We start from the raw sequence: 23,197 nt of genomic DNA on the forward strand, positions 1-23,197 counted from the left end.
GTTTATTATTGTCCAAATTTCATCAAAATCAAGGCAAAAACAGAATAGTTTATCATATCCTGATAATTAGCATCAATGCCTTCAGATACAAGAGTCCTTCCTTTGTTATCCTCAATTTGCTTAACACGAAGTAACTTTTGTAAAATCAAATCAGTAAGAGAACTTACTCTCATTTCGCGCCAAGCTTCACCATAATCATGGTTTTTGTCTTCCATTAATTTTTTGGTTAAAGAAATTTTTTCGTCATATAACTGAACTGCTTTTGCAACATCTAAATCGGGTTGTTCAACAACTCCTAAATCCAGTTGTATTAAAGCCATAATGCAATAATTAATAATTCCGATGAACTCTCCCGTTTCATCTTCATCTACTTTCCGAATTTCATTTTGTTGTAAACTACGTATGCGTTGTGCTTTGATGAATATTTGGTCGGTTAATGAGGGTAATCTCAAGATTCGCCAAGCACTTCCATAATCTTTCATTTTATTGCTATAGAGTTGTCGGCAAATAGCGATAACCTTATCATATTCTTGAGAAGTATTACTCATTTCAGTGTATCTTTGTGTCAAATTTTTTACTTTCGTACCATTCAATTGGAAGGTCTCGCGTCAAAAGTAAAGAATAAAGATTGAAGTACAAAGGACTAAATCTTATAACTATCTTAAAAAACAAATGACCATTAACTGTCTCGGAAATCTTGTCGATTTGTCTGTTCCTAAAGTCATGGGGATATTAAATGTTACGCCTAATTCATTTTATGATGGAGGGAACTATTCAGATGAAAAGAGTTTGTTATTCCAAGTAGAAAAAATGCTTTCCGAAGGGGCTACTTTTATTGATATTGGAGCCTATTCTAGTAAGCCAAGTGCCGAATTTGTTTCTGAAGAAGAAGAAATTACTCGTTTGATTCCGATGGTAAATTTGGTTTTAAAACACTTTCCAGAAACTTTGATTTCCATAGATACCTTTCGTGCTAATGTTGCCAAAGCTGGGATTGAAAATGGGGCTTGTATCATCAATGATATTTCGGCAGGAAGTTTAGATGAAAAAATGATGAAGAGGGTTGCTCAATTGCAAGTTCCTTATATCATGATGCACATGAAGGGCAATCCACAAACGATGCAAAGTTTGGCACATTATGAAAATATTACCAAAGAAATGCTACTTTATTTTTCTGAAAAAGTGGCTCAAGCAAGAAGTTTAGGAATTAACGATGTAATTATTGATCCAGGATTTGGTTTTGCAAAAACTTTAGAACAAAATTTCGAAGTCTTGAATAATCTTGAATTATTTCAGATGTTACAATTACCAATATTAGTGGGTGTTTCAAGAAAATCAATGATCTATAAAACATTAGAAACTCAACCTGATTTTGCACTTAACGGCACGACTGTTTTAAATACTATTGCACTTCAAAAAGGAGCCAACATTTTAAGAGTTCATGATGTAAAAGAAGCTATGGAAACTATAAAATTAGTATCAAAATTATGAAGAAATTAAGTATTGCAGGATTGTGTATTTTCTTGTTTTCCTGTCAAAACAAAGAAGTGTTATTGCCAAAAGCTGGCGAAACTATGGTTGCAGATGTTCAAGATCATTCGCCGATTTATTTCTTTTTCAAAACCGAAAAGAAAGACACTTTGATGGAGGTCAATAAAAATAACATCATGAGTACTACCAACTGGTTATTCAATATTGATAAGCGTTTGCCTTTGCGATTAGTCATTCCAGAAATTAAAAAATTGCAAAGCAAAAAGGAGGTAAGTATGCATAAAACAGAAACGGCTGAAAACTATTTTACTTATACGGATACATTGAAAAAAGCGATGGCTTTCCTTCCATTTACTAAATTAAAATACAAATTGGAAAAACCAGATTTTACTGTAAACACCATAACTTTTGATGAAAACAATTTGGTGCACTTTAAAGACGAAGTTTTTTCAAAAGAAGAATTGGTTGCTATTTTGAATAACTCAATACAAGATAAACCTATAAAAGTTGTCTTTGCTTTTAGAAAAAAAATGGCTTTTGGAAACTATTTGCAGACGATTTTATTCTTGCAAAAACTGAAGATTTCGAACAAAAGCATAACCATCAACTATAATTTAGAATATATTTATTGATGGTGATAAGGCTCGTTTCTGAGAATGGTAAAGCCACGATATAATTGCTCAATAAAAAACAAGCGAACCATTTGATGGGAAAACGTCATCAGTGAAAGCGAAATTTTACCTTGTGCTTTTTTATACACTTCCTCACTAAAACCATAAGGACCGCCAATCACGAACACTAAAGTCTTTGCCCCCGAATTCATTTTTTTTTGCAAATAATCTGAAAAACCAACACTAGAGAAAGTGGTGCCGTTTTCGTCTAATAGAACTAATTGGTCAGTTGGAGCAAGTTTACTTAAAATCAATTCTCCTTCTTTTTCCTTTTGCTGACTTTCAGAAAGGTTTTTTACATTTTTTATATCGGGAATGATTTCTAAATCGAACTTGATATAAAAAGACAAACGCTTGGTGTAATCATCAATTAATGATTGTAACGCTTTATTGTCCGTTTTACCAATAGCTAAAAGTTTGATATTCATAAACTATTACTGCTGTTTATTTCTAATAGCATCGATGATTTCTTTTAACAATAATCCAAACAACATTCCCATCACAAAAATGGAGATAAACTGAATGGTTCTGATGTTTTCATTGCCTTGAATTCTACTAAAATTTCCAACGGAGAGCATAAACATTACCGCGAAAATAATTCTTCTTTTGTTTCTATTCATGGTTTTATAGTTTATTTATTCCAAATTTCCCAAGCTTTTTCGGCTTGAAGTTCTAGCATTTCATAACCGTTTTTAGTTACGGCACCTTTTTTCTTAGCTTTTTTTAAAAATTGAGTTTCTTCCGGATTGTAAATCAAATCGAAAGCAATGTGATTTGGCGTAAAAAAGGTATAAGGTATTGGTGGGAATTCTTTGGTATTTGGGCTTGTCCCCAATGGTGTGCAATTGATAATAATTTGATAATTATCAAAAGTTGTGGCGTTGATTCGGTTGTAATCAATCATACCTTCTTTTTCTTCTCGAGTTACAAAAGTGTATAGAATTCCCAATTTGTCTAAAGCAAAAGAAACTGCTTTAGCAGCGCCTCCTGTTCCTAGAATCAATGCTTTTTTGTGATGAGGTTTTAATAAGGGTTGTAATGACTTCATAAAGCCATAATAGTCAGAATTGTATCCTTTTAGTTTTCCTTTTTTGGTAAAACGAATAACATTTACAGCACCAATTTGCGCGGCATTTTTAGAAAGTTTATGCAAATAGGGAATTACAGTTTCTTTATACGGAATGGTTACATTCAATCCTTTTAAATCGGGATTATGGCTAATGATAGTTGGAAATTCTTCTATAGAAGCTAAGTCAAAATTCTCATAAGAACAATCAGCTAAATTCCCTAAAGCAAATTTATCGGTGAAGTATTTCTTTGAAAAGGAATAGCTTATGTTTTTACCAATCAAACCAAATTGTCTTCTCGACATTTATTCTGGTTTTTGATGTTTTGAAATATACTCTTGTACGGATTGTTTTTCCCAGACCATAGGAAATAAATCTTTTAATAGCGTTTGGTGTTTGAAATTAATTCGCAAACCATTACTTAGATGGTAATTTCCTTTTTCTTCTTCGTTAAGTAAAAAATGAAAACCAGCTAAACGATATTCTATTTCGTAATCCTCTGGGAAATATTCTAATGCTTGAATTAACGTTAGGATAGCGTTATTAAATTCGCCCATTATTTGCATAATATCCACCCAAAATAACCAAGTGTCTAATTGAACATCACCAAATTCTATAGCTTTACGATACCCAAATTCAGCTTCTTCAAAATGATCCATCGCTTTATTAATCGTAGCATAACGTTTCCAGTATAATCGATTTTGATCATCAATGGCTAAAGCTTTGTTTACAAAATATAGTGCTTTTTGGTAGTTTTTTTGACGTACATAAAAATCAGTAATAGCAATCCAACCTTTGTCTAAAAGAGGATCTTCATGCACTGTTTTGTTGAAATATTTTAATGCTTCGACTTTGTTTCCCAGTTTTTCAAAACATTTTCCTATACGAAGCAAGGCGTAGGAAGTAGGGTCGTCTAATTCGATAGTTTTGTTGTAGCTTTCGATGGCTTCTGGATATCTTTTTAAGCGTTCTAATGCTTTTCCTCTTTCCATATAAGCACCGATGAATTCATCATCTATGTATGTGGCTAATTCAAAAGAAGTAGCTGCATTTTCATAATCTTTAACGCCATAATACAATCTTCCCGATTGATGCCATGCGATTTCACTGTATGGATTTCTATCGATATAGGTTTTTAGATATTCAATGGCTTCTAAGTTTTGATCTAAAAATTCAAAGCAATACACCACATTATATAACGCAGATTGGTCTTCAAAATCTTCTTCTAAACATTTGATAAAGTTTTCTTTGGCCAATTCTAGATTATCCATAAAAAGATATTCCATCCCGATTAAGTTATACACATCGGCATAATCTTCAGTATATTTTAAAGCGGTTTTTAAAAACTCTACCGCTTTTTCGTGGTCATCTCTTTTAGAATAGATGTTGGCTTTTTGGATAAAAATTTCTTCGTTAGTAGGTTCGATAGCATATAATTCGTTGAGTAACTTTTCTGCTTGATCTAATTTGTCATCGTAAACTAACATTTCTACTTGAACTAATTTTAATCCGGTAGATTTTGGGTGTTGTTCTAGTCCTAACTTTAAAGCTTTCTTGGCTAAATTAGCTTTTCCCATATCGAGGTAATGTAGAATAATTTCCTCAAATTCCTCTGAATCGAAAAAGAATACTTTGTTAGTTTTTAACATAGATTCGAATTTCGATAAGGATAAGTTATAATCTTCTTCGTCGTGATCTAGGTGCATAATTGTAGGTATTAAATTATCCTTAATAAAATTAGGGAAACACGCTGCTTAAATAATGAATTGGATTTATTGTTGTAAACAATTTAATTAACAATTCAAGTTGTAGTTTTAGGGCTAATGCTTTAGCATATAACAAGTAAGGTTTTTATTTCCCTACGATTCTTTACTAATTTCATCCATTGCTTCGAGGATGATAGCGCAACCCTCTTTGATTTCGTCTTCAGAGATGGTTAAAGGAGGAGTAATTCTTATTGCGTTTGCTTCAAAAAGTAACCAAAATAAAATCAACCCTTTTTCTTGACATTTGAAAATTACTTTGTTAGTAATTGTTGCCTCTTTTGTCATTGCCGCAAGCATTAATCCTTTTCCTCGAATCTCTTCTATCAAAGGATGTACCAAAAGTTCTCGAAACAGCTTTTCTTTTGCTAATGATTGTTTTGTGTAGTCTTTTTCTAAAATTTCTTCTAAAGTAGCCAAGCAAGCTGCCGCAATGACAGGATGCCCGCCAAAAGTGGTAATATGACCTAGTTTGGGATCGTGACTCAATAAATCCATGTGCTTCTTATTGGCTATGAATCCTCCAACTGGCATTCCGCCCGCCATTCCTTTTCCTATTATAACTACGTCAGGAACAACATTGTAGTTTTCAAAACCGAATAATTTTCCGGTTCTTCCAAAACCAGGTTGAATTTCATCTACAATCATTAGAGCACCCACTTCTTCACAACGTCTTTTTACTTTGGCAAAGAAATCATTTTTGGGTTCAATAAAACCAGCACCACCCTGAATACTTTCTAAAATGATTCCAGCGGTTTTAGTTGTTATTTTTAGAATGTCTTCTTCGTTATTGAAAGTAATAAAATCAACATCGGGAATTAACGGACGAAAAATTTGCTTGCGCTCTTCAAAACCCATCACACTCATCGATCCCATTGTATTTCCATGATAGGCATTGTGACAAGAAATCAGTTGGCTTCTTCCTGTAACTCTTCGAACCAATTTCAAAGCGCCTTCACAAGCTTCGGTACCAGAATTAACTAAGTAAACTTTGTTCAAACTTGGTGGTAGATTTTCTACTAATAATTTGCAATAAGCCACAGCAGGATGTTGCGCATATTCACCATAAACCATAACATGGGAATATTTGTCTAGTTGGTCTTTGATGGCTTGATTGACTCTTGGGTGTTGGTGTCCCAATGAGCAAGCAGAAACCCCAGCAACAAAATCTAAATATTTTTTATTATTAGTGTCATAAATATAGGAACCCACAGCATGTGAGACTTCCATGCCTAATGGATAAGGAGATGTTTGTGCTTGGTATTTTAAAAAATCTTGCTTCATTAGCTTATTTCACCATCGGTTTTGAATTGGAGTCTATTTTTTCAGCCTTTGGTTTTGGATTGTTTTTATCGTAATCCAAAGTTTCTTTGCTAGGTTCTAAAGGGGTATCCTCTTTAGCCATTTGTGCTTTTCGTTCAGCTTGAATTTTGGCATCTAACACATTTTCTTCTTCAGGGAAAATATCGTCTTTAGTTTTTATTCGTTCATCGCCACGCCATATGAATCCCCTCAATTTTCGTGTGTTTTCGGGTAAATCTTTTTCGGGATAAATATCGCCATCTACTTGGTCAAAAAAGGTAATGGTGTCAATAGTGTTTTTATCCAAAGTCATATTGATTTTACTACTTACATTCTTATTGATACCAATCAACTCATTTTTGTCATTGCGCATATAATAAATGACTTCTGCATTTTTGACGACATCTACATCATAAAGTTTGTTGTCTTTGAATTTACCATACAAATTCCGTCCCTTGACCTGATTATAACCAGTGCCGAGTGAATCTTTAGAAATGATAAAGGCATTATTGAGTACTTTAAGCGAGTCTAATTTTTCAGTTTCGTTATTGCCAATTAGATGCATAACATCACCAGTCATTTGGTTTTCATAATTCCAAAGAATAGGTTTGCCAATAAGTTTCGTTAAGGCTTTCTTTTGGTCTGAATGAATCGAGTCACATTTCCCGCTCATATCTAGTTTGTAGAAACGAACATTGTTGAAGGCACGAATGATTCGATTTCCAGTTTTTCCAGTAACCAGCATTTTCTTGCCATGAATATACATAGAGTCTTTTTCGACCAAAGTAATTGCAACCGCTCGTTTGGTAATGATCATCGAGTCTTTCTCGGTTTTTAGATTCCGATAGATTTCCGCATAATGTCCTTTGATTATCCCTTTATTAATGGAATCGGTGATTTTGACATTATTAGTTCCCGAAGCATATTCCCGATTTCTATCATAGTAAAGACTGTCTGCTTCAATTAAACGGTCTTTATATCTAATATAGGACTTCCGGAGAAAGTGAGCCAAGTTCTTTTTGGTATCGTAAAATCCTTTTTCAGTGTAAATGTAATTCTCTTTACTTGTAATAGTGGAAGGACCGAACAAGTAGGAGTGACCCGAATTCGTATAATAATCTAAGTGATTGGACTTGATAGTATATTTTGGATTAGTAATGGTTACGGCAGTAAGAAAACGGAACTTTTTCTCATTGGCATAATAACGCCCCGATTTACTTTTTAATGTGTTTTCTTTATTGGTAATCGTACCATAAGAATTATAAAATGCTTCTTGAACTTTTCTGTCAAAGTTAATAGTATCGGTAACCAATGTAGCATCGGTAGAACGCATGATAACATTACCAGTAGCATAAGCTTGTTTTACTTCACCATTGTATTCGGCATATTTACTATTTAGATAAAGGGTGTCACCTTGTACCATTTGAACTTCGCCAAAAGCTTTTAAATAATTTTCTTTTTCAAAAACATAAGCTTTATTACAAGTAAAAACAACCCCTTCATGACTTACTCTCACATTGCCTTGTAGCAAAACAGCATCTGGAATTTTCTCATCATCTTTATTAAAAAAATCAGCATGTTCCACCACTATTTTTGAGGTTTTTTGAGCCTGAAGTGGGTTGGCAATACTAAGAAGGAGCAATAAGTAAAAAAGTAACTTTTTCAAGTGTTTATATTTTTGCCAAATTTATGAAATTCGACATAATGAAATGGTTTATTAAGAATTATTTATGTTACATATATTTCTATATTTGTAGCTATGACTTATGGAACCAATTTTAAGTCGGAACATAGTATGAAAACACGTTTAACATTTGCCTTAATCCTAAGTTGTGTTATTGTTAATACAACTGTTGCCCAAAAAAAAACCACTATGAGTGCCAAACCCAAAGTAACCAATACGCCAAAGAAAGATGTAGTCTACCAAGTTTTTACCCGCCTATTTGGAAATAAAAATACCACCAACAAACCCTGGGGAACCATTGAAGAAAATGGAGTAGGGAAGTTCAACGACTTTACTGATAAAGCACTACAAGAAATTAAGAAACTTGGAGTAACCTATATTTGGTACACCGGAGTTCCTCATCATGATGTCATTCGAGATTATACTAAATATGGTATTTCAAATGATGATCCAGATGTCGTAAAAGGACGTGCTGGTTCGCCTTATGCTGTAAAAGATTACTACAATGTGAATCCTGATTTAGCTGAAAATCCAGCGAAACGATTGGAAGAATTTGAAGCCTTAATTGCTCGCACTCATAAAAATGACTTGAAAGTGATTATCGATATTGTGCCGAATCACATTGCTCGTAATTACCATAGCTTGAGTAATCCAAAAGGGGTTCGCGATTTTGGTGCCGATGATAATACTTCTGTAGAATACGACCGAAACAATAACTTCTATTACATTCCAGGTAAAGCTTTTGAAGTGCCAACATCTGATTCTTATAAGCCTTTAAACGGAGAAAAAAATCCGCTTATTGATGGTAAGTTTACTGAATATCCTGCAAAATGGACAGGTAATGGTTCACGTCAAGCTAAGCCTGATATTAACGATTGGTATGAAACTGTGAAAGTAAATTATGGTATCAAACCAGATGGTTCAAAAGATTTCCCAGAATTACCTGCAGGTTATGACAACAAAGACTATAAAGCGCATTATGCCTATTGGCAAGATAAAGACGTTCCAAGTTCTTGGAAAAAATTCCGTGACATTGCTTTGTATTGGACCGCTAAAGGAGTAGATGGTTTCCGTTATGATATGGCCGAAATGGTGCCTTATGAATTTTGGAGCTATATGAATTCAGCCATAAAGATGAAAAACCCAGATGCCTTTTTGATGGCAGAAGTGTATAATCCGAAGGAATATAGAAACTACATCAAGTTAGGAAAAATGGATTATTTGTATGATAAAGTAGAAACGTACGACCACTTGAAAGCCATCATTCAAGGAAACGCTATGCCAGATCCGCTTTCGGATATTCAAATGGGAATGGCGGATATTGATCATCATATGCTCCATTTTTTAGATAATCATGATGAACAACGATTGGCTAGTAAAGATTTTGCAGGTACACCCGAAAAAGGAAAACCTATGATGGTATATTCTGCTACTATGGGAACTTCACCTACCATGATTTATTTTGGTCAAGAAGTAGGCGAAGCAGGAACTATTGATGGCGGTTTCGGAAAACCAACGCGTACTAGTATTTTTGATTATGTTGGAGTACCCAATCACCAACGTTGGATGAACGGTGGGAAATTTGACGGAGGTCAATTAACCAAAGAAGAAAAAGACCTTAGAGATTTTTATTCTCGTTTGTTGAATTTTACTTTAGTAAGCGATGCGTTAACAGGCAAATACCAAGAAATACAAACTATTAACCGTAATAAAACCAAAGGATACGACGCCGGATTGTATTCTTATGTGCGTTGGACCGCCAATGAAAAATTGATTATAGTAGTCAATTTCTCTTGGGTAACTACCAGTAAATTTGAGTTGCAAGTGCCAGCCGACGTGATTAAAACATGGAATTTAAAAGACGGAGTGTACAATGTAAAAGACCAACTTTACGGAAATACATCGCAGTTGAATGTTAACAATGGAGAAGGGAAGATGGTGGTAAGTGTGAAACCAAGCGAATCGTTTATCTTTAAGTTGCCTTAAATGAAAAAATGCCTGCTTATTTTTAGTCTAGCTTTATTGTCATTCACTAAAGCCACTACTGACCCTATTGATAGGATAGGAGTAACAGGACCTTTAAAATTTAACGGAACTTCCTTTGCACTTTCGTGGAGCGAACATCCCAAAGACTTTTATTATATACAGGAATATTTGCCTGAAGGCGAAAACTTTGATCATTATAATCAGATGGTGACGCTGCATGTTTTTGATAAAGATGTGACAGCCGAAGCCGCGATGCAACAAAAAGTAAAAGAACTCGAAGTTAGAAAAAAGACCGACAAGGTGTGCAACTATGAGGTACATCAAAACGGGGACAGTACGGAGTTTATGGTCGATTTTTTATTGAGTCAAAGCGATGGTGATAAACTATTGATAGTCGAGTTTAATATGTATCGATACAAAAAAGTATATTTGGGCAACGGCAAAATGGGAATTCTAGTTTATGCCTACACGAAAAGAAGCTACGGCGATGCCATTACCGAATTTATGCAGAAGCTAGGCGATGACCGAGAGAAGATGATGGATAGCATCATATATGCCCCATTACCTCCAATAGTTATCAGTAAATAAATCAAAAAAACCCTTTCAGCGATGAAAGGGTTTCTTTTTATTTAATGTCAAATAGGATTATTGTTCCTCTTATCGTTTTAATTTTTAAATCCTCTAAAACAATTTATAAGTTACTCCAAATCGGATCATTCTGGAATAAGTATTTCCTGTATTGGCTCCACTTCTGGGATTGGTATTGTAATTCACTAGTCCGTAGGAGTAGCCTAGGTAAAGTCCGAAATTATAATAATCGGCTGAAACTTGTAGTCTTGGTCTAAGGTCAAAAGAAGTATTGTAAATATTGTTAGAGGAGGTATAAGTAGTTTGGTTAGTAGGGATTATTGCTCCTAAAACGGGAACAGTTCCTCCATTTCCCCCACCTCCGACAGTCACAACAGTTCCTGAAATAACGGAGGTGCCATTAGCTTCCCCTTTTTCGGTCGAACCTAAAATATAGGCAACATCTACTCCAAAGACTAAATCAACAGGAGTTTTCTTTATCATGAAACGGTGACCTGCATACGGAAAAGCATTGAGGTCATAGTTGGTCGTAACGGTTTCTGCGCCACTAGGTAAGAAACCATTTATGTTTCCATAAAAGGATGAAAAATCGCCTTGAACCAAAGTAATGGTTGTTTTACTTCGTACTATTTCATAACCTAAAGAAAATCCAAAGAGGGTTTTAGAGCTAGTAATATGTCTCCAATCAACCGATAGTCCATAACAAAAAGCAACATCACTGCCATAAGGATTTAAAGTATACCCATCAGTTCTTCCAGGGTAAATGACCATACTGCTTGAGGAAAAAGCACCTTCACCTCCATAAGAGAAAAGCCCAGAATCTAAAGAAACTCTATATTCCGTCGTTTGCGCATTACTGATACTAAAAAGGAAGATGGCAAGAAATAAAAAATAGCTTTTCATAGGCAGCTTTATCTCGTAATCGTCTGCTTTCTATCCGGTCCTACCGATACAATTTTTATCGGGACTTCTACTTCTCTTTCTATGAATTCGATGTAGTCTTTTAGTTCTTTGGGTAAGCTTTCAAAAGTGGTCAAACCCGTTAAGTCCTGTTTCCATCCTTTGAATTCGGTGTAAATAGGCGTGACGTTTTCTTCTTCTATATTATAAGGTAAATGGTGAATGACTTCGCCTTTGTAGTTATATCCTGTAGCGACTTTCAAAGTCTCAAACCCTGATAGTACATCGCCTTTCATCATCATCAGTTGGGTGACACCATTAATTTGGATAGCATATTTCAATGCCACTAAATCGAGCCAACCGCAACGGCGTTTTCTTCCGGTAACCGAACCAAATTCGTTCCCCACGCTTGCCATTACATCTCCAGCTTCGCCAAAATCTTCCGTAGGGAAAGGTCCTGAACCTACTCGAGTAGTATAGGCTTTGAAAATGCCGTATACTTCTTTGATTTTATTAGGAGCAATACCCAATCCGGTACAAGCACCAGCGGCAGTTGTATTAGAAGAAGTTACAAAAGGATACGTACCAAAGTCAACATCTAACAAAGATCCTTGGGCCCCTTCGCATAGAATTGATTTTCCAGCTTTTTGGGCTTGTGCTAAATACTCTTCGCTGTCAATGAAAGTTAGTTTTTGTAAATCGACAATAGCTTCAAAGAATTCCTTTTCCAGTTCAGGTAAATTGTACTGAATGTTTACATCGTAAAAAGCAATCATAGCTTCGTGTTTGTCGGCTAAAGCTCTGTATCGTTCTTTGAAATCAGCCAGTTCAATATCACCTACGCGGATACCGTTACGCCCTGTTTTGTCCATATAAGTGGGTCCAATACCTTTTAAAGTAGAACCAATTTTAGCTTTCCCTTTCGAAGCTTCCGAAGCAGCATCTAGCAAACGATGGGTGGGTAAAATCAAATGGGCTTTACGAGAAATGATTAGTTTCGATTTTAAATCGAGGTTGAATTTGGCTAAGCCATCAATTTCGCTTTTAAAAACCACAGGGTCAATCACCACACCATTCCCGATGATGTTGATATTGTTGCTGTGAAAAATTCCAGATGGAATGGTTCTCAAGACGTGTTTGATTCCGTCAAATTCTAGGGTGTGTCCAGCATTAGGTCCGCCTTGAAAGCGAGCGATGATGTCGTATTTTGAGGTTAGAACGTCAACGATTTTTCCTTTGCCTTCGTCTCCCCATTGTAATCCGAGTAGTAAATCTACGGTCATTGTGTTGTTGTATTATATGTTGTTAGTAGTTGCTTATTTTTTCATCGCCATCTGGGTGAAAGAGTTCAAATTTAGACTTCACGGCTGCGTCCCAGTTCACCATTTTATACCTGCTTTTCATAGCATTTTTATCCCTTTCAAATTTATCCTCTATGGTAATTATAGGTTCTCCTTTTAGTGCATATTCATTTATGTTAATCTCTCCAATGTATGTAATTTCCCCTTTATTGACAGTGAACGGGATTGAGAAACCGTTAGCATTGCTAAATTGTGGGGAAGAATCAAAGAGCTTAAAAATGGTAAATTTTACAGAAGGAATAGTATATTCTCCTGGTTCTTTTTCCATAACAAACAGATAGGTTTTGCCTCCTTCCAGTTCTCCATAATGTTTCCCTACAAACATTGTAGGGTCTATTCGGATGTTGTTAGAATACTTTCTACGCAATTTTTTATCTGAGGTGATGTAATTAATTAGAATACTATAATTATCAAATCTCATTTTTTCATTTGGAAATGTAATGGTTCCAAAAATCAATCCATTCTCGGTGTAATCCTTGTGGAATCTCAGAGGCTCTGCTTCATCAGGAAGTCTTTGGGCTATGCTACTTGAACAAAAAGTAAAAAATAAAAGGATAGCTAAAAGGAGTGAATGTCTTAATTTCATTAGGGTTGTAATTTATTGCCGCTACTCTTTTGATTTCTGATTTCGGTCTTTGATAAACAAATCCACTTTTGCAAAATAATTGATGACACCAAGAACTAAGGCAGTTGTGAATGCAACCAATAGCGTTTTTAAAGCGTATAGAAGATCTAAATCAGCAAAGCGATTGAACATTGACCCGACGGCTTTATAAACGATTATAAAAACAAAAACAAAAACAAAAGTCTTTTTAAAATAGTCGAAAGGCTTCATAGATTATTCTTTTTTATTAGCGTAAAAATAAAGGGAATGGTTGTGTATCTCAATACCAAAAATTTCTTCGATGGTTTGTTTGATAGTTTGAATTCTTGGGTCGCAAAACTCTATAACTTCACCAGTATCGGTCATGATAATATGGTCGTGTTGTCTATCAAAATAAGACTTTTCATAATGCGCTTGGTTTTGACCAAATTGATGCTTTCGAACCAAACCACAATCCAATAAAAGTTCAATAGTATTGTATAAGGTGGCACGAGAAACGCGATAGTTTTTATTCTTCATTTTGATATACAAATTTTCGATATCAAAATGTTCTTCGCTTTCATATATTTCTTGAAGAATAGCATAGCGCTCAGGTGTTTTGCGGTGCCCTTTGTTTTCAAGATACATCGTAAAAACATTTTTTACGGTCTCTTGATTTTTGAGATTATCTGATGCAATTAGTGTCATAGGACAAAGGTAATTTTTTTGGGTAAAGATTAAAAGTTTGCGAGTTTAAATATTAACAATTCAACATTTTAGTTGGTATATACTCGAGTTACTTTATCCACTCCGTCAATCTTTTTGATGTTGTCTATTAATTTTTTCAAAATGGCATTATTCTGAACCACCACCGCTACTTGTCCGTTAAAAATTCCGGCATCACCACTCAAGGAAATACTTTGAATATTCACGTGCATATTGTTAGAGATTACTTTGGTTAGCTCATTGGTTAATCCTAAACTATCCATACCTGTAATTTTCAAAATGGCTTTGAATTCTTGTTGTGTGGAGTCAATCCATTTGGCTTGCATGATGCGATAGGCGTAATTAGATTGTAACGTAATGGCATTAGGACAATCTTTTTTATGGACTTTTATCCCTTCGTTAATCGTAATAAATCCAAATACTTCATCGCCAGGAATGGGGTTACAACAGGACGATAATTTATAATCTAATTTATCTTGTTCTGAGCCAAAAACCAACATATCATAGTTGCTATTAAGCACTTGTTTGTTGATGTCTTCTGGGTTGGAACTTGGTGAACGCTTGATTTTACTTTTAAAGAAATTCATCAAGGTATTGCTTTTTTGAGCGGCAAAATCCTTGAGTTGTTGGTTTTCAATAGAGCCAATTCCAACACGATAAAATAAATCCAGACTAGTTTTTAAATGGAAGAAATTAACCAATTCATTAACCACACTTTCACTCAACGTAATTTTTAAATGTTTCATTTTCCGAGTAAGAAGCTCTCTTCCGTCTTCGGCAATTTTCTTGGTATTTTCGTTGAGAACGTTTCTGATTTTATTTTTGGCTCTCGAGGTAGTAACATAATCCAACCAGTTTATCGTTGGTTTTTGATGGATAGAAGTAATGATTTCAATTTGGTCACCACTTTTGAGTTCATGATTTAGGGGCACTAATTTCCCATTAACTCGAGTTCCGCGTGTTTTAATTCCAATTTCGGAGTGAATGCTGAAGGCAAAGTCGAGTGAAGTGGCTCCTTTAGGCAAGGATTTGATTTCTCCTTTGGGTGTGAAGACAAAGATTTCTTTGGCATACAAATTCATTTTGAAATCTTCCACAAAATCAACCGCATTGGTTTCAGAACTTTCTAAAGCTTCTTTTAAAAGATTTAACCATGTATCCAAACCACTTTCTTCAGTGGCTCCTTGTTTGTATTTGTAATGGGCTGCGTATCCTTTTTCAGCAATTTCATCCATACGTTCGCTTCGCACCTGAATTTCTACCCAACGTCCTTTAGGTCCCATTACTGTAATGTGTAACGCTTCATAACCTGTAGATTTTGGAGAAGAAATCCAATCCCGTAATCGACTTGGACTTGGGCGATAATGATCGGTAACAATAGAATAGATTTTCCAAGCTAAGAATTTCTCGTCATGAAGATTAGATTTGTAGATAATTCGGAGGGCAAACTTGTCGTATACTTCATCAAAAGTCACGTTCTGAGCTGCCATTTTTCTTCGTATAGAATAGATAGATTTTGGTCTGCCCTTCATCACATATTCAACACCCTCTTCATCTAATGTTTTTTTCAAAACATCAGAAATTGTTTTGATGTACTCGTCTTGTTCTTCTTTGGTTTCTTTTATTTTGCTGACAATGTCTTTGTAAATTTCGGGCTCGGTATATTTCAAGCCTAAATCTTCTAGTTTGGTTTTGATGTTATACAATCCCAATCGGTGCGCTAATGGAGCGTATATGTATAAGGTTTCGGAAGCAATTTTTACTTGTTTGTAATCGGGCATCGAATCCATAGTTTGCATGTTGTGCAAACGATCCGCAATTTTGATAAGAATCACCCGAACATCATCATTCAATGTCAACAGCATTTTACGGAAGTTTTCCGCCTGCATCGAGATGTTCATGTCTTTTTTAACCTGAGAAATTTTGGTTAATCCTTCGACCAAATGAGCAATTTTTGGATTGAATTTTTTTTCAATGTCTTCTATGGTTACGTCAGTATCTTCTACCACATCGTGCATTAAAGCTGCTGCAATACTAGTCGCGCCAAGCCCTATTTCAGAAGCTACAATTTTGGCCACACCAATAGGATGAAAAATATAAGCTTCGCCCGATTTACGGCGTTGGTCTTTATGTGCTTCTACAGCGACATCAAAGGCTTTACGGATGAGTTTTTTATCAGAATCAGTAAGTGTTTGGTAACTTATGCGAAGTAATTCTTTGTATTCTCGGGCAATAGCTTTTTTTTCTTCTTCTAAATCTATTTCAATCATAGCATGTTTCAATCAATTAGCTAAAAATAAGCATAACAAATGAACTGTGCAAATGGAAAAATTAAAATCTTATATTAAAATCCGCGTTGTCTTTTTGCTTCAAAAATCAAAATAGCGGCAGCAACAGAAACATTCATGCTGTCTATTTCGCCTTGCATTGGGATGATGATATTTTGCGTGGCTTTCTCTCGCCATTCTTGGGATAAACCTGTTGCTTCAGTTCCTACAACTAAAGCGGTTGGCTTAGTGTAATTTTGAGTATGATAAGAAGTTGAATTTTGTAATGTCGCGCTGTAGAAATGAATGTTGTTTTTGATTAAAAAATCGATAACTTCTTCCGTAGTTCCTGTTGCAATTTGGTTGGTAAATAAGCAGCCAACACTAGATCGAACAATATTCGGATTGTACAAATCGGTTTTTGGATTGGCAATGATTACCGCATCTATTTTTGCTGCATCGCAAGTACGAAGGACAGCACCAATATTTCCTGGTTTTTCGATGGCTTCCATGACAAGGATTAGGGGATTCTCGGGAAGTTTTAAATCTACTACTTGTAAAGATTTGGTTTTGGCTACAGCCAATATCCCTTCAGTGGTGTCACGATAGGCTAGTTTTTGATAGACTTCTTTTGAGATTTCTATTACTTCTGAATGCTTTTTGAATTTGCTTATTTGGGTTTCAGAAACTAAATCGGGGAGAAAAAGAAGGGTTTCTAATTCATAATTTCCTTTGATGGCGAGTTCAATTTCGCGCATTCCTTCTATCAAAAAAGTGCCAGATTGTTTTCGGGCTTTGGCTTTTTCCTGAAGTTGAATCAGTGACTTTATAAACGGATTTTGAGAAGAGGTAATTTGTTTCATGCGAGTAATTGAAAAGTCAAAGTTACTTCGTTTTTTTAATGATTTAGATATAAAAAGCCTTTCAATGGTTCGGGATAATCAATATCATTTAAAAACAATAAATAAAAATAGGTGCCATCGGGTGCATTTTTGGTTCCAATTCCGTCTTTTACATAACCATTCCAATCTTCGGTATTTTGATTACCTGTCCAAATCAATCTTCCCCAACGACTGTATATTTCGAGTTCAAAATTCAAGAAAATATCACGTAACCCTGCAATAAAAAAAACGTCATTTAGCGTATCGTTATTAGCAGAAACGAAGTTGTAAACTGTTGGAGGACAATTTCTTGTGGTTACTAAAAAGGAAGTAGTGGCAAAACAATTGGCATTGTTCACTCTAACAAAAATTTCTTTGGGAGTGGTCAAAGCAACATAATTGGTACTATTTAAAATGGGATTGACATTATTGTTGGCGTCTTCAAGAGTTTCATAAAAATAAACTGCATCACCAGGATTTGTTTTTACTAAATCTTCATAACTTGAAAAATCAAAAGTGCCTTTAGTAAATCCCTCGTTGCAAACTTGCAAATTTTGTAAAGGATTAATTGTTGGTGAAAGCAAAAGCGTTTCATTTGTGATGGATACATTGTTGTTTTCTACTAATTCGGTTACAATTCCAGTTCCATTACCAGCATCATCAACAACCAATTTGATTTCAAAATTGGTACTAATAGCATTAGGCAAAACCAGTGTGATTTGGTCACTAATGGTGCCGTCAATAGGAATTTCAACTGGAGTTAATAGGGTTTGAAAAAGCACTCCATTGATATAAATCGAAATCGGGGTTAAAGCAGGAAGCGGATTGGTACAATTTAAATTAGCAACGGTATAATGCACCACTATTGTTTTTGAATCACATTGTTTATCAACAGCATTGATAGCAATGGTCGCATCGGGTAGTTGGCTATTTAACTTGGTTACAATGGCATTAATTAATACAAAATCTTGCGCTGTAGTCATACTTATGGAAGCTGAGGTATCTCCGACATGGATGTTGTTTTGAATGTCAAAAATATCCAAATCCATGTTGTATAAAGTGTTGTCACCTGTAATGCTATTGGTGCCATTAAAAATATTATCGGAAGGATTTAAAGGAGGATTACTCAAAATATGTCCATTAATAGATAATGATTCCTGATTATGAATAGAAGCATCACCTTCCCAAGCCACAAAACCTATTTTAGCTCCAGCGGCATCCAATACATTTAAACTGGGTAAATTAATAACTAATGAATCTTGAACATTAATGATTGCAGTTTGCAAAGCTTCTAATCCGTCATAAATATTGAGTTGGTTTAATGGCAAATTGCTGTTTTTGAATACAATCACAATAGCCCAACCCGAAAAGTTAGTTCCGTTATCACAATAGGTAGAGGCATCTAAAAAGGGGGATACATCAAGGTCAGATAACGTATAAAGACTATTTCCAGTAGTTTGTACAAACGTTGTAACATCGGCAAAAGCACTAAAAAAAGGATGTCCATTTGAATTTTGAGTAGCCGAAAAAGTGCGTTGTGCGGCGATATCAGTACCATTTAATTTCACATCAAAATCACCAGTTCCAGAACCTGCCCAATATAAATAAGCCTTTTCAATGACATCGTTTGTATTTAGATTTAAAGTTGCCGAAGAATTAGGTAGTACTAAACATGGGTCGAAAGCTCCATTTGGGGTTACATTTAGGGTGTTTCCAATAAAAGTAAAATCGTATCTGCCATTGAATTGTTGATAAAAAATCACATTCTGAGTTTGTCCAAATAGTTTTGGAAATGGACTAAGGAGTATGATGAAAATCCATAAAACACGATATGATTTCAAAACAAATGGGTTTAAAAGCTAAAATTAAACAATTATTTTTGAAAACTGAATTTTTAATAAGACCGACTTTTTTAAAAATAAATGTTTAATTTTCCGATGTTTAAAAACTACACGTGAGAAACTATACTGTCAGACAATATTCACCAGAAGATTTTGCTGTTTGGAATGCTTTTGTTAGCGAGTCCAAAAATGGAACTTTTTTGTTTCACCGTAATTTCATGGAATACCATCAGGATAGATTTCATGATTTTTCACTGTTGGTTTTTGAAGCTGAAAAATTGGTTTCTGTTATTCCAGCTAATAGAGTTGGGGACATTATTTTTTCTCATCAAGGATTGACTTATGGCGGATTTGTTTTTCATGCTACTATTAAATTGGGACAAGTTCTTGAAATTGCTCAATCGGTTTTACAGTTTTTGAATCAAATAGGAATTAGCATTTTTCAAATGAAATTAATTCCTTCTATTTACAACACGTATTTTTCGGAAGAAATTGAATATGCTTTATTTTTGACCAATGCTAAATTGATTCGAAGAGATTGTCTTTCTGTCATTGATTTGACAAAACCTTTTTCATTTTCTAAAACACGAAAAGAAAGCATTCGTCGTGGTGAAAAGAACAATTTGGTTATTAAAGAGGAACTTCAGTTTGACTTGTTTTGGAATGAAATTTTAATTCCTAATTTGGATAAAAAACACAACGCCAAACCAGTTCACGCCGCAGCAGAAATTATAAGTTTGCAACAAAAGTTCCCAGATAACATTCGACATTTTAATGTGTATTATCAAGATAAAATCGTAGCAGGAACAACTATTTTTGTCACCGATAAAGTGGCCCATCCACAATATATTTCGGGCAATGAACAAAAGAATGAATTGGGTAGTTTGGATTTTTTGTACCATCATTTGGTTACTGAAGTTTTTAAAGATAAAAATTTCTTTGATTTTGGGCCATCTCATGAAGAAAATGGAAAGAAGATTAATGAGGGAATTTTGTTTTGGAAAGAAAGTTTTGGGGCAAAAACTACGGTTCAAGATTATTATGAAGTGAGTCCGTCCAACTTTAGTGCATTAGATACAGTTTTAATTTAAAATTTAGGGATTGTGAATATTAGGTATAAGATAAAATTTTTCCTTTTTGTTACGTTAAGAATTTGGAAGTATAAACTGCTTTCGGATTGTAAGAGAGTAACTGGGAAACCGAATTTATATTTACCACTTTTGCTTAGTGGAAGAGGGAAAATACAATTTGGAAGTAATTTTCAAAACGGAGTTACAGCGGCGCATTTTACTTATTCGAGTTATAATTATATTCTTTCTCTAGAAGAAGATAGTGAAGTAATTATTGGGGATAATGTAGTCATGGCAAACGGAGCTTCTATTCAAGCAGTTTCTAAAATCACTTTAGAAGACAATGTAATGATTGGCATCAATTGCTTTTTGGTAGATACTGATGGTCATGACCTTGATCCTGAAAAAAGAATGACAGGTATTCCTAAAACTGGTCAAATAACGATTAAAAAGAATGCGGTTATTTATTATAATTCGGTTGTTTTTAAAGGCGTAACTATTGGGGAAAATTCAGTGATTGGCGCTTGTTCTGTAGTTACAAAAGATATTCCACCTAATGTTTTTGCAGCGGGAAATCCGGCACGAGTAATACGAAACCTCTAATTTGAAAATCTTTAAGCAAAATACGTTACTAAAAGTCTTGTCGCTGAATTCTATTTCGGTAGCAGTGAGTTTTGTTTTAGGTATTTTTTCTTCCAAAATCATTTCCATTTTTTTAGGCACAAGCGGAATGGCTTTGATGGGCAGTTTCCGAAATTTCACTACGATGATTAAATCGGTTGCCACCCTTGGTATCAGTAATTCTATTGTTAAATTATTTGTAGAAAATAAAGAAGATAAACGAGAGCTTTCGGTGATTTACTCTACTTTTTTTTGGTTGTTTTTAGTTATATCAACCTTATTGGCCATCTTAGTTTTTGCTTTTGCAACTCCCATTTCTTCCTTTTTATTTTATACCAATCAGTATACTACACCTATACGTTTTTTTGGATTATTATTGCCTTTTATGGTGATTAATACTTTTTGGTTGGCCATTTATAATGGATTGGAAAAGTATAAAAGTATTGTGGTTATTCAGATAATTTCCAATCTAGTCATCTTTGTATTGACCGCTTTTTTAATATGGAAACATAATATTTCAGGAGGACTTTTATCTATCGCTATTGGTGAGTTTTTAATGGTGGTAGTTACCTTTTTGTTTGTTAGAAAGGATAGCGATTATTTCAAATTTGATTTGCAAAAAATAATGAGCACAAAATACCTCAATGTCATCAAACGGTTTTCGGTTATGGCTTTGTTGAGTGCTGTTATTGTTCCTATGGCTTTGCTTTTTATCAGAAACGGGATTGTCAAAAATTATTCTATTCAGGAGGCCGGAATTTGGGATGCTGTGAATAGATTGTCTAGCTTTTATATGATGTTTTTCAGCTCGGGTTTGTCCTTGTATTATATGCCAAAATTAGCATCCATACACACAGAGAAAGAATTTAAAGCCGAATTAAAGTCCTATTTTAAAATCTTTGTTCCTTTGTTTTTAGTCATGTTGATTGTTATTTATTTGGCGAGAAGTATCATCATTAAAGTAGCATTTACGGAAGATTTTTCTAGCATCAATGAGTTGTTGATTTGGCAATTAGCGGGCGATTTTATCCGAATAATTACTTTGGCTTTTGGCTTTCAAATTTTAGTAAAAACTATGATGAAGCGCTATTTTTTGGGAGAGATAGTTTTTAATTTGTCGTACTTTTTGCTTTCTATTTATTTAATGAAAAAGTTTTCGGTAGAAGGCGTTTTACAAGCTTATTTTTATGCTAATCTAATTTGTTTGGCCTTGGTTTTATTTATGTTTAGGAAATTGTTTTTTAAACGCTAATCTTTCCAAACTGCTAAATAACGTTCAGTAATTTTTAAATAATCATGCTCCTTTTCGATAAAGGTTCTTGCTCGTGTTCCAATAGCTATTATTTCGGAAGGATTTTCGATTAAAAAAGATAATTCTTGGACCAAATAATCTACATTAGGTAAACCGTTTATGGCAACCTTTTCAGTCAGATTATAATGTTTTTCAAAAAGTTCACTGGCATTAGTGAAAACCACTTTTTGTTTAGCCATTCCTTCCAAACCATTACTCCCTTGATCATGACCATATAACTGGTCTAACACTATATGAGCATTGTCGTATAAAGAAATGTATTTTTGATAGGGCACATTTTCGACTACAGTTATATGCACTTTTTCAGGATAATTGTCTTTTATAATTACCAAGGCTTTCTCAAAATAATCATTCCCTTTTTTAAAGTAACTTTCTCTATTGACCCCGTGAAAAATTATAATCTTATCGTTTATTTCTATGTTGCTTGTTGGGAATTTAGTTAGGTTTATTGGGCTAGGAATTAACCCTAAATACTTTGGATGGTTTTGTAATGGGATTTGATAATCTATATCGGTAGCAATTACACCGTGTATGTTTTTAAAAATATAGTGATGTAATTTTTCGAATGATTTAGTTCTAAATTTCAATACGTTCGTAAAATTTTTATCCTCTATTTTACCTGCCAAATAGGGTTGAACAATTGATGGATTTTCTGGATGCTCAAAATTATACTTAACATAACAATAATCATCACCACTAGAAAGTAAAAACACTTTTTTATTGTGTTTAAAAATAAAGTCTAGTATCTTTTTTTCATGACTATAATCACAAAAAAAACTATTTTCATTGATCAATTGTACCACATCAAAGTCTTTGAAATGGTTTCTATTTTTCCAAAATTGTCGATAAGTTAAGTAAGAAGAAATGTCAAATCCTGTCAACACTAGAAGACCCAACTTGCATTTTTTTAAAAACCCACTATCCCATTTTTTCTCCAATGGAAAATCGACAGGATATTTTTTGAAACCATCTTTAAATCCTAAAAGGGTTACTTCGTTTCCTGATTTTTGCAATCCTTCTTTCAAAGAATTATGCAATCGACTGTATTCTCCAATGAGTAAAATCTTCATTATCTTGCTATAT

General features: G+C 34.3%; 23 protein-coding genes. 7 read left to right on the forward strand and 16 right to left on the reverse strand.

The window, feature by feature from the left end; translation table 11 throughout:
* Positions 1–5: 5 nt before the first annotated feature.
* The gene (locus OLM53_RS13430) at positions 6–548 is read right to left on the reverse strand and encodes a DUF1599 domain-containing protein (RefSeq protein WP_264522459.1); all 543 of its coding nucleotides are present in this window, start codon (positions 546–548) and stop codon (positions 6–8) included.
* Positions 549–672: 124 nt separating this feature from the next.
* On the opposite strand from OLM53_RS13430, the gene folP reads away from it, so the two are divergent.
* Both folP and OLM53_RS13440 read left to right on the forward strand, forming a co-directional pair.
* Positions 673–1,491: a dihydropteroate synthase gene (folP, locus tag OLM53_RS13435; RefSeq protein WP_264520734.1), complete on the forward strand. Its 819-nt coding sequence runs from the start codon at positions 673–675 to the stop codon at positions 1,489–1,491.
* Positions 1,488–2,123 (forward strand): hypothetical protein, encoded by a 636-nt coding sequence (locus OLM53_RS13440; protein ID WP_264520735.1) that lies wholly within the window; start codon positions 1,488–1,490, stop codon positions 2,121–2,123. Before folP ends, OLM53_RS13440 begins: the two co-directional genes overlap by 4 nt.
* Here OLM53_RS13440 and rlmH read toward each other — a convergent pair.
* The 6 genes from rlmH to OLM53_RS13470 all read right to left on the reverse strand — a co-directional run bounded on the left by rlmH (position 2,117) and on the right by OLM53_RS13470 (position 7,960).
* Positions 2,117–2,590 (reverse strand): 23S rRNA (pseudouridine(1915)-N(3))-methyltransferase RlmH, encoded by a 474-nt coding sequence (gene rlmH / locus OLM53_RS13445; RefSeq protein WP_264520736.1) that lies wholly within the window; start codon positions 2,588–2,590, stop codon positions 2,117–2,119. The two genes, OLM53_RS13440 and rlmH, sit on opposite strands and share 7 nt — an antisense overlap.
* Before the next feature lie 6 nt (positions 2,591–2,596).
* Positions 2,597–2,782, reverse strand: coding sequence for a hypothetical protein (locus OLM53_RS13450; protein WP_264520737.1), 186 nt, complete (start codon positions 2,780–2,782; stop codon positions 2,597–2,599).
* A gap of 11 nt (positions 2,783–2,793) precedes the next feature.
* Entirely contained in the window at positions 2,794–3,534 is a 741-nt protein-coding gene (locus tag OLM53_RS13455; RefSeq protein WP_264520738.1) for a shikimate dehydrogenase family protein, read from the reverse strand.
* The gene (locus tag OLM53_RS13460; RefSeq protein ID WP_264520739.1) at positions 3,535–4,935 is read right to left on the reverse strand and encodes a tetratricopeptide repeat protein; all 1,401 of its coding nucleotides are present in this window, start codon (positions 4,933–4,935) and stop codon (positions 3,535–3,537) included.
* A gap of 153 nt (positions 4,936–5,088) precedes the next feature.
* Positions 5,089–6,276 (reverse strand): aspartate aminotransferase family protein, encoded by a 1,188-nt coding sequence (locus OLM53_RS13465; RefSeq protein WP_264520740.1) that lies wholly within the window; start codon positions 6,274–6,276, stop codon positions 5,089–5,091.
* A 4-nt stretch (positions 6,277–6,280) separates the two neighbouring features.
* Complete coding sequence (locus OLM53_RS13470; protein ID WP_264520741.1) at positions 6,281–7,960, reverse strand: OstA-like protein; 1,680 nt, start codon at positions 7,958–7,960, stop codon at positions 6,281–6,283.
* Positions 7,961–8,089: 129 nt separating this feature from the next.
* Between OLM53_RS13470 and OLM53_RS13475 the strand changes: the two genes are divergently transcribed.
* Positions 8,090–9,964, forward strand: coding sequence for an alpha-amylase family protein (locus OLM53_RS13475; protein WP_413614247.1), 1,875 nt, complete (start codon positions 8,090–8,092; stop codon positions 9,962–9,964).
* The gene (locus OLM53_RS13480; protein ID WP_264520742.1) at positions 9,965–10,552 is read left to right on the forward strand and encodes a hypothetical protein; all 588 of its coding nucleotides are present in this window, start codon (positions 9,965–9,967) and stop codon (positions 10,550–10,552) included.
* A gap of 93 nt (positions 10,553–10,645) precedes the next feature.
* Here the strand turns inward: OLM53_RS13480 and OLM53_RS13485 are convergent, their stop codons facing one another.
* From OLM53_RS13485 to OLM53_RS13520, 8 genes are all read right to left on the reverse strand, one after another.
* A complete protein-coding gene (locus OLM53_RS13485) occupies positions 10,646–11,455 on the reverse strand; it encodes a hypothetical protein (RefSeq protein ID WP_264520743.1) in 810 nt (269 codons plus the stop codon).
* 8 nt (positions 11,456–11,463) lie between these two features.
* Complete coding sequence (locus OLM53_RS13490) at positions 11,464–12,735, reverse strand: adenylosuccinate synthase (protein ID WP_264520744.1); 1,272 nt, start codon at positions 12,733–12,735, stop codon at positions 11,464–11,466.
* Between the two features lie 22 nt (positions 12,736–12,757).
* Positions 12,758–13,399, reverse strand: coding sequence for a hypothetical protein (locus tag OLM53_RS13495; RefSeq protein ID WP_264520745.1), 642 nt, complete (start codon positions 13,397–13,399; stop codon positions 12,758–12,760).
* A 21-nt stretch (positions 13,400–13,420) separates the two neighbouring features.
* On the reverse strand, positions 13,421–13,648 hold the full coding sequence (locus OLM53_RS13500; protein ID WP_264520746.1) for a hypothetical protein: 228 nt from the start codon (positions 13,646–13,648) through the stop codon (positions 13,421–13,423).
* Positions 13,649–13,651: 3 nt separating this feature from the next.
* A complete protein-coding gene (locus OLM53_RS13505) occupies positions 13,652–14,104 on the reverse strand; it encodes a Fur family transcriptional regulator (protein WP_264520747.1) in 453 nt (150 codons plus the stop codon).
* A gap of 68 nt (positions 14,105–14,172) precedes the next feature.
* A complete protein-coding gene (locus OLM53_RS13510) occupies positions 14,173–16,392 on the reverse strand; it encodes a RelA/SpoT family protein (RefSeq protein WP_264520748.1) in 2,220 nt (739 codons plus the stop codon).
* Between the two features lie 74 nt (positions 16,393–16,466).
* Positions 16,467–17,252 carry a TrmH family RNA methyltransferase gene (locus tag OLM53_RS13515; protein WP_264520749.1) on the reverse strand — a complete coding sequence of 262 codons (786 nt, stop codon included), beginning with the start codon at positions 17,250–17,252 and terminating at the stop codon, positions 16,467–16,469.
* A gap of 35 nt (positions 17,253–17,287) precedes the next feature.
* The gene (locus OLM53_RS13520; protein WP_264520750.1) at positions 17,288–19,111 is read right to left on the reverse strand and encodes a gliding motility-associated C-terminal domain-containing protein; all 1,824 of its coding nucleotides are present in this window, start codon (positions 19,109–19,111) and stop codon (positions 17,288–17,290) included.
* A gap of 113 nt (positions 19,112–19,224) precedes the next feature.
* Here OLM53_RS13520 and OLM53_RS13525 point away from each other — a divergent pair, with 113 nt between their 5' ends.
* From OLM53_RS13525 to OLM53_RS13535, 3 genes are all read left to right on the forward strand, one after another.
* Positions 19,225–20,202: a GNAT family N-acetyltransferase gene (locus tag OLM53_RS13525; protein ID WP_264520751.1), complete on the forward strand. Its 978-nt coding sequence runs from the start codon at positions 19,225–19,227 to the stop codon at positions 20,200–20,202.
* Positions 20,203–20,331: 129 nt separating this feature from the next.
* Positions 20,332–20,784 (forward strand): acyltransferase, encoded by a 453-nt coding sequence (locus tag OLM53_RS13530; protein WP_264520752.1) that lies wholly within the window; start codon positions 20,332–20,334, stop codon positions 20,782–20,784.
* A 1-nt stretch (position 20,785) separates the two neighbouring features.
* Positions 20,786–22,054 (forward strand): O-antigen translocase, encoded by a 1,269-nt coding sequence (locus OLM53_RS13535; RefSeq protein ID WP_264520753.1) that lies wholly within the window; start codon positions 20,786–20,788, stop codon positions 22,052–22,054.
* Here OLM53_RS13535 and OLM53_RS13540 read toward each other — a convergent pair.
* Positions 22,051–23,184: a glycosyltransferase gene (locus tag OLM53_RS13540; protein ID WP_264520754.1), complete on the reverse strand. Its 1,134-nt coding sequence runs from the start codon at positions 23,182–23,184 to the stop codon at positions 22,051–22,053. The two genes, OLM53_RS13535 and OLM53_RS13540, sit on opposite strands and share 4 nt — an antisense overlap.
* Positions 23,185–23,197 lie beyond the last annotated feature (13 nt).

The organism is Flavobacterium sp. N1994, from assembly GCF_025947145.1.
In the GTDB taxonomy this organism is placed as follows: domain Bacteria; phylum Bacteroidota; class Bacteroidia; order Flavobacteriales; family Flavobacteriaceae; genus Flavobacterium.

Coding starts and splice junctions, on each gene's coding strand:
- OLM53_RS13430 (WP_264522459.1), bottom strand. CDS start 548: ATGAGTAATACTTCTCAAGAATATGATAAGGTTATCGCTATTTGCCGA.
- folP (WP_264520734.1), top strand. CDS start 673: ATGACCATTAACTGTCTCGGAAATCTTGTCGATTTGTCTGTTCCTAAA.
- OLM53_RS13440 (WP_264520735.1), top strand. CDS start 1,488: ATGAAGAAATTAAGTATTGCAGGATTGTGTATTTTCTTGTTTTCCTGT.
- rlmH (WP_264520736.1), bottom strand. CDS start 2,590: ATGAATATCAAACTTTTAGCTATTGGTAAAACGGACAATAAAGCGTTA.
- OLM53_RS13450 (WP_264520737.1), bottom strand. CDS start 2,782: ATGAATAGAAACAAAAGAAGAATTATTTTCGCGGTAATGTTTATGCTC.
- OLM53_RS13455 (WP_264520738.1), bottom strand. CDS start 3,534: ATGTCGAGAAGACAATTTGGTTTGATTGGTAAAAACATAAGCTATTCC.
- OLM53_RS13460 (WP_264520739.1), bottom strand. CDS start 4,935: ATGCACCTAGATCACGACGAAGAAGATTATAACTTATCCTTATCGAAA.
- OLM53_RS13465 (WP_264520740.1), bottom strand. CDS start 6,276: ATGAAGCAAGATTTTTTAAAATACCAAGCACAAACATCTCCTTATCCA.
- OLM53_RS13475 (WP_413614247.1), top strand. CDS start 8,090: ATGAAAACACGTTTAACATTTGCCTTAATCCTAAGTTGTGTTATTGTT.
- OLM53_RS13480 (WP_264520742.1), top strand. CDS start 9,965: ATGAAAAAATGCCTGCTTATTTTTAGTCTAGCTTTATTGTCATTCACT.
- OLM53_RS13485 (WP_264520743.1), bottom strand. CDS start 11,455: ATGAAAAGCTATTTTTTATTTCTTGCCATCTTCCTTTTTAGTATCAGT.
- OLM53_RS13490 (WP_264520744.1), bottom strand. CDS start 12,735: ATGACCGTAGATTTACTACTCGGATTACAATGGGGAGACGAAGGCAAA.
- OLM53_RS13495 (WP_264520745.1), bottom strand. CDS start 13,399: ATGAAATTAAGACATTCACTCCTTTTAGCTATCCTTTTATTTTTTACT.
- OLM53_RS13500 (WP_264520746.1), bottom strand. CDS start 13,648: ATGAAGCCTTTCGACTATTTTAAAAAGACTTTTGTTTTTGTTTTTGTT.
- OLM53_RS13505 (WP_264520747.1), bottom strand. CDS start 14,104: ATGACACTAATTGCATCAGATAATCTCAAAAATCAAGAGACCGTAAAA.
- OLM53_RS13510 (WP_264520748.1), bottom strand. CDS start 16,392: ATGATTGAAATAGATTTAGAAGAAGAAAAAAAAGCTATTGCCCGAGAA.
- OLM53_RS13515 (WP_264520749.1), bottom strand. CDS start 17,252: ATGAAACAAATTACCTCTTCTCAAAATCCGTTTATAAAGTCACTGATT.
- OLM53_RS13540 (WP_264520754.1), bottom strand. CDS start 23,184: ATGAAGATTTTACTCATTGGAGAATACAGTCGATTGCATAATTCTTTG.